4 protein-coding genes and 2 pseudogenes are annotated in these 5739 nt (G+C 37.6%); 5 read left to right on the top strand and 1 reads right to left on the bottom strand.

Annotation, left to right across the window (positions count from 1 at the left end; genetic code table 11):
- Nucleotides 1-226: 226 nt before the first annotated feature.
- Complete coding sequence (locus BFL01S_RS18740; protein ID WP_025911223.1) at nucleotides 227-787, bottom strand: DUF2777 domain-containing protein; 561 nt, start codon at nucleotides 785-787, stop codon at nucleotides 227-229.
- Between the two features lie 172 nt (nucleotides 788-959).
- Here BFL01S_RS18740 and asnB point away from each other — a divergent pair, with 172 nt between their 5' ends.
- From asnB to BFL01S_RS18720, 5 genes and pseudogenes are all read left to right on the top strand, one after another.
- On the top strand, nucleotides 960-2807 hold the full coding sequence (gene asnB / locus BFL01S_RS18735) for an asparagine synthase (glutamine-hydrolyzing) (protein ID WP_061786624.1): 1848 nt from the start codon (nucleotides 960-962) through the stop codon (nucleotides 2805-2807).
- A 283-nt stretch (nucleotides 2808-3090) separates the two neighbouring features.
- Nucleotides 3091-3189 (top strand): annotated as a pseudogene (locus tag BFL01S_RS20600) (NAD(P)-binding protein); the annotation flags it as partial.
- 33 nt (nucleotides 3190-3222) lie between these two features.
- A pseudogene (locus tag BFL01S_RS18730) lies at nucleotides 3223-3704 on the top strand (phytoene/squalene synthase family protein).
- Nucleotides 3705-3946: 242 nt separating this feature from the next.
- Nucleotides 3947-4288, top strand: coding sequence for a P-II family nitrogen regulator (locus BFL01S_RS18725; RefSeq protein ID WP_061786622.1), 342 nt, complete (start codon nucleotides 3947-3949; stop codon nucleotides 4286-4288).
- Nucleotides 4289-4314: 26 nt separating this feature from the next.
- Nucleotides 4315-5712 carry an ammonium transporter gene (locus BFL01S_RS18720; RefSeq protein WP_061786621.1) on the top strand — a complete coding sequence of 466 codons (1398 nt, stop codon included), beginning with the start codon at nucleotides 4315-4317 and terminating at the stop codon, nucleotides 5710-5712.
- The last annotated feature ends 27 nt before the right edge of the window (nucleotides 5713-5739 follow it).

The raw sequence follows: 5739 nt of genomic DNA, 5'->3' as shown, positions 1-5739 counted from the left end.
GGGAGTGTTCGTCTTTTGGAAAATTTGTTTTGTTATGTCCCATCCTCTTCACGTTATCTATTTATCATTTATACTGCTTGTTATACATCCTTATTTTAGATTGCGTTTAACAAAGAAATCGTACGGAACAAAGGATTCTTTCCGTACAATTGTATGGGCCCGCTAATGTCATGGGTGTGTTGTATTCTTTGTTTTGCTTATTGATGTATGATTGTACTTCTGCAGCTTAGTGAAGAATTAAATTCATTGAGCGATTTCCGTCGCTTAACGTGTATTCGAAGCGGTCTAAACCGTTTTCGCCACGTTCAAATAAGTGTTGAACGGAACAAATGATTTCTTCATTATCAAAGATTAGAAAGTTTGCTCCTTTTGTATCTTTATCTTCTGGCAGGAAACAAAGCGTATTGTGACAATAGATACAGTCATAAAGTGAGATATTTAATGAATTTAAGTGAGTTGTAAGGGTGTGAAAAGCTTCTTTTTTTAGGTGTTTCAGTAATTGCTCATATGCGTATGGAAGCTTTCTTGTTACGCGAAGCTTATCACCATTTTTAATTCGATAAATCATGTTGTGAATCTTAAATTGGTGGTCTGAGACGAATAGTCCCTTTTCCCAACTCATATTGACGTATAGCTCAACGGATTCGTTTAAGATATCGTTTAGCATAGATGCTTCATCTGTTTCCTCATCAAAGAAAATCCATTCTGAATCAATGTATTCAACAGTTCCCGTCATAAAAGAACGGGGCTGATTTTGTAGAATAGAATGTTTTGAATCACTCTTCATTTTACAAACCTCCATATACAAAATTGTTATTTGTTTGTATTTCCTAAAACAAAGGCGTTTATAACCAAAATAATTGAAATAAAATAGATGGACAAATCAACTGTGTGAATTCCATGCATACAATGGCATTATTTCATTCATTACAAAGCGCGTAAGGAAAGGATGATAACTAATGTGTGGTATCACCGGATGGGTTGATTTTAAACGGTCCTTGTTAGGTGAACAAGGCACCGTTAAAAAAATGGCGGAAACATTAGAAAAGCGAGGTCCTGATGATACAAACGTGTGGGTTCAACAGCATGCGGCGTTTGGGCATAAGCGATTGGTTGTGGTAGATCCACAAGGTGGCAAGCAGCCGATGACTAGACAGAAAGAGCAAAAAGAATATACGATTTGCTATAATGGTGAGCTTTATAATACAGAAGATATTCGCAAAGAGTTATTGAAGCGAGGGTATGAATTCCAAGGGCACTCTGACACGGAAGTACTACTAACAGCTTATGTTGAATGGAAAGAGGAGTGTGTGGACTATTTCAACGGAATTTTTGCTTTTGCTATTTGGGATGCGTCTGAAGAAAAGTTATTTATCGCACGTGACCGTCTAGGCGTCAAGCCTTTATTTTATCGATCGTATGATGGTGGAATACAATTTGCATCAGAATTAAAAGCGATTTTAGCTCACCCAGAAGTACCAGCTGAAATTGGCTTAGATGGATTAGCTGAAGTGTTAGGATTAGGCCCTTCACGCTCTCCAGGGCACGGTGTTTTTAAAGGAATTGATGAATTAAGGCCTGCTCATGCAATGACGCTAAGTAAAAGTGGACTTAAAGTGTGGAGATATTGGAATGTGAAAAGTGCAAAGCATACAGATTCATTAGCAGAAACAACGGAAAGAGTAAAGTTTTTAGTTGAAGATGCGATTGTGCGTCAATTAGTATCGGATGTTCCAGTGTGTACATTTTTATCAGGTGGAGTAGATTCCAGCGCCATTACAGCAATTGCAGCTAATTCATTTAAAGAGAATGGGAAAGGTCAGCTTCATACGTATTCGATTGATTATGAAGACAATGACAAATTCTTTAAAGCAAATGAATTTCAGCCGAACTCAGACTATACGTATATTCAGCTCATGTCTGATACCTTCCAAACCAATCATCATCGTTGCGTTATATCAACGGAAGACCTTGTGCATCATTTAACAGAAGCTGTAATTGTACGTGATTTGCCTGGAATGGCTGACGTAGATTCCTCATTATTATGGTTTTGTAGAGAAATTAAGAGGGATTTTGTTGTTGGATTATCTGGAGAATGTGCAGATGAAATCTTTGGGGGATATCCGTGGTTTCATCGCCAACACGACCTGCAATCCGATACGTTTCCTTGGATGCGTTCTTTAGAAGGACGAATGAACTTGCTACAAGATTCTTGGAGAAAGAAACTTAATTTAGAAGAATACGTAAGAGCTACCTACGATAAGACGATTAAAGAAGTGCCTGAACTAGATGGAGAATCAGGTGAAGATGCGCAGCGCCGCAAATTATTTTATTTAAACATGGTTTGGTTCATGACAACTTTATTAGACCGAAAAGATCGCATGAGTATGGGAGCTAGTTTGGAAGTACGGGTTCCGTTTGCTGATCATAGACTAGTAGAATATGCATGGAACATTCCTTGGGATATGAAAATGGTTGGTAATAAAGAGAAGGGGATTTTGAGAAAAGCATTAGAAGGGGTTTTACCACATGATGTTTTATATCGTAAAAAGAGTCCTTATCCTAAAACCCATAATCCAGCCTATACAAAAGCGGTAACGCTCTGGTTGGAGTCGCTTTTAGGAGACAAATCTTCAGCGCTTCATGAATTCTTTAATCATGAGCAATTAAACGCGATTATTAAATCCGGTGGAGAAGACTTTAAAGTGCCTTGGTTTGGTCAATTAATGACAGGACCTCAGCTGCTTGCTCACCTAGCACAAATTCACGTGTGGTTTGCGCATAATAACATTCAAATTAAAGAGTAAAGTTATATAGCCTTTTGATTCAGAAATTTCTACTGAATCAAAAGGCTTTTTATATGGCGTGCTAGAGACGTCTATTTTATTTGGACAACACATACATATTTTTATAGAGTAGGGTAAAAGATGGGTAGATACTACTACTTATGCAACCATATGAACAGTATTTTTTAAGCATTTTACAATAAATAATAGATTGAAAATAAATTCCGCATATTTTTAATTGTGTTTATAACCAAAGGTTTATATAATATTTGTATAATAAATGTATAACTATTAGGGGGGTATCATGCGAAAGCGTGTTATTGTAATTGGAGCAGGTCCAGGTGGTTTAGCAGCAGCTATGCTACTAGCAGGCCACGGGTATCAAGTAGATGTATTTGAAAAATAGCCGTACGTTGGCGGACGAAATGCTTCCATTATGGAGCACGCATACGGTGTTTTTCATCCAGTTGGTGGTGTTAATCAGTTGTCTAAAGCAATGGCAAAGGTAGTCCAAGAACATGGAGGGGCTATTCACTTAAATCAAGAAGTAAAGTTGTATTCTTATCATGTTGCTAGTACAGTAGGCTTAATGTTACTGCCTATACTAGCCCCAAAAACACATCGTGAATTGGAAGCAGATGCAATTTCTCTTGGAATCGCGATGCAAATCACAAATATTTTACGTGATATAGGAGAAGATTTAGAACGTAAACGAGTATACTTACCAAAAGATTTTATGAAGAAGGCTTACAGTCTCTTCGTAAGTATCCAATCTCTTCACAGCTTCCTTTAAAGGGAGCTGCCCATTTGTATCGAGCGATCTTAGAGAAAATTCGAAAAGAAGAGTATCGTGTATTTACTGAAAAGCATTACGTAACAAGCTTGCAAAAACAAACGATTTTAACGTCTATTTTGTAAAAGAGTGAGTAGTTAAACTACTTGCTCTTTTTTGTGTCTAAAAACACAAAAAAATTGAATTTTTTTACAAAAAATACAAACTTTGTTCTTAATTATTTAGTGATAACGATTACATAACATGTTTTTGAAAAAAAACTTATTTTTTATTGAAATTAGCTTGAATTTTTTGAAAAATCATCATATGATATTAAACATAACATACAATGTAATAAAATCTTACATTTAAACAGGGGGAACGATGAATGAAGAAGGTGGAAGCAATTATCCGTCCAGAAAAGTTTCAATCGTTACGTGAGAAGTTAGAAGAAGTGGGGATTAACGGTTTAACCGTTTCAGAAGTTGCGGGTTGTGGTCAACAAAAGGGAGAGCAAGGGTTGTTTCGAGGTCAGAGCTTCGAAATTAAACTCGTTCCTAAAGTGAAGGTTGAAATGGTCGTAGAAGCAGAACATGTTGATGAAATTATCAAAATCGTTCAATCTACTTGCTCAACAAACCAAATTGGTGACGGTAAGATTTTTGTCTATTCAGTTGAAGATGCGGTTCGTATTCGCACAGGCGAAGTGGGTTTACAAGCGATATTATAAAAACAGTGTGAAAGGATGATCATTGTATGAAGAAGAAAATAGGTACCTTATTAATGTTAGGTTTGTTGACATCGACAACAGCTTACGCGGCAGATCCAACGGTAGAATCGGTCAGCGCTTCGGTTGATATGATGTGGGTCATGTTTGGAGCGGTGTTAGTATTCTTGATGCATGCCGGCTTTGCCATGGTAGAGACAGGTTTTACACGTTCTAAAAACGCATTAAACATCTTGATGAAAAATATGCTAACAGTGGCAATTTCGTCGGTCTTATATTTTGTTATTGGTTTCGCTTTAATGTTTGGAGATTCAAGCGGCGGCTTTATTGGAACAAGTGGCTTTTTCTTAAATGGTCAAAGCGATCAAATGAGTTTCTTTGTATTCCAAATTGTATTTGCTGCTACATGTGCAACAATTATCTCAGGTGCTGTTGCAGAGCGTATGAAGCTATCAAGCTACATGTTGTTAACGATTGCGATGGTAGCCGTTATTTATCCAGTTGTAGGCCACTGGATCTGGGGTGGTGGCTGGTTATCGGAACTAGGATTTGTGGACTTTGCAGGTTCCACGGTTGTTCACTTAACAGGTGCATTAGGAGCGGTTGTTGCAGTTTCATTTTTAGGAGCGCGTCTTGGTAAATACGGTAAAGATGGTTCTGTAAATGCAATTCAAGGACATAACATCCCTCTTGGAGCGTTAGGTGTATTCATTTTATGGTTTGGCTGGTTTGGATTTAATGGTGGAAGTACACTGGCTGCTGATCCATCATTAGTGCCTTCAATTATTGCCACAACGTTAATGTCAGCATCTTGTGGAGTATTATCTTCAGCACTTTATACGAAATTACGTTACAAGCGCATTGATGCAAGCTTAACGTTAAACGGTGCTTTGGCTGGGTTAGTTGGTATTACAGCAGGAACAGCAAATGTATCTATTCCAGGTGCAATCGTGATAGGTTTAATCTCTGGTGTAATCCTTGTTGAAGCTGTTAATATTATTGATAGTAAAATGAAGTTGGATGATCCCGTTGGAGCGATTACAGTTCATGGCGTATGTGGAATTTGGGGAACATTAGCAGTTGGGTTATTCGATACAGCAAATGGATTATTTTATGGTGGAGGCGCTCAATTACTTGGAGTTCAAGCGATTGGTATTCTAGCAGTTATGGCTTGGACAATGGGGACAGTTGGAATTTTCTTATTCGTCTTAACGAGAATTACATCCATTCGTGTATCAAGCGAAGAAGAAATTGCTGGTTTAGATTTCGCAGAGCATGGCTCATCAGCTTACGAATTCCGTGAAAATTTATTATCTAAAGGAAGTGCAGATATCAATCCGGAATTTGGATTAGGGCTAATTGATCGCTTGAACAGCGTCGGAAAAAGCTCTAGTAAAGTAAATAGCGGTGTGAAAGAATCGGTTTAGAAAGATATTAAGAGGCTGGGACATAAG

Origin of the sequence: Priestia flexa NBRC 15715, from assembly GCF_001591565.1 — a bacterium.
GTDB lineage: Bacteria > Bacillota > Bacilli > Bacillales > Bacillaceae_H > Priestia > Priestia flexa.
Note: the sequence above shows the minus strand (reverse complement) of the source record. Positions and strands in the feature narration are given on the sequence as shown.

Excerpts from the sequence above, each read along its gene's own strand:
- BFL01S_RS18740 (WP_025911223.1), bottom strand. The coding sequence starts at position 787 with ATGAAGAGTGATTCAAAACATTCTATTCTACAAAATCAGCCCCGTTCT.
- asnB (WP_061786624.1), top strand. The coding sequence starts at position 960 with ATGTGTGGTATCACCGGATGGGTTGATTTTAAACGGTCCTTGTTAGGT.
- BFL01S_RS18725 (WP_061786622.1), top strand. The coding sequence starts at position 3,947 with ATGAAGAAGGTGGAAGCAATTATCCGTCCAGAAAAGTTTCAATCGTTA.
- BFL01S_RS18720 (WP_061786621.1), top strand. The coding sequence starts at position 4,315 with ATGAAGAAGAAAATAGGTACCTTATTAATGTTAGGTTTGTTGACATCG.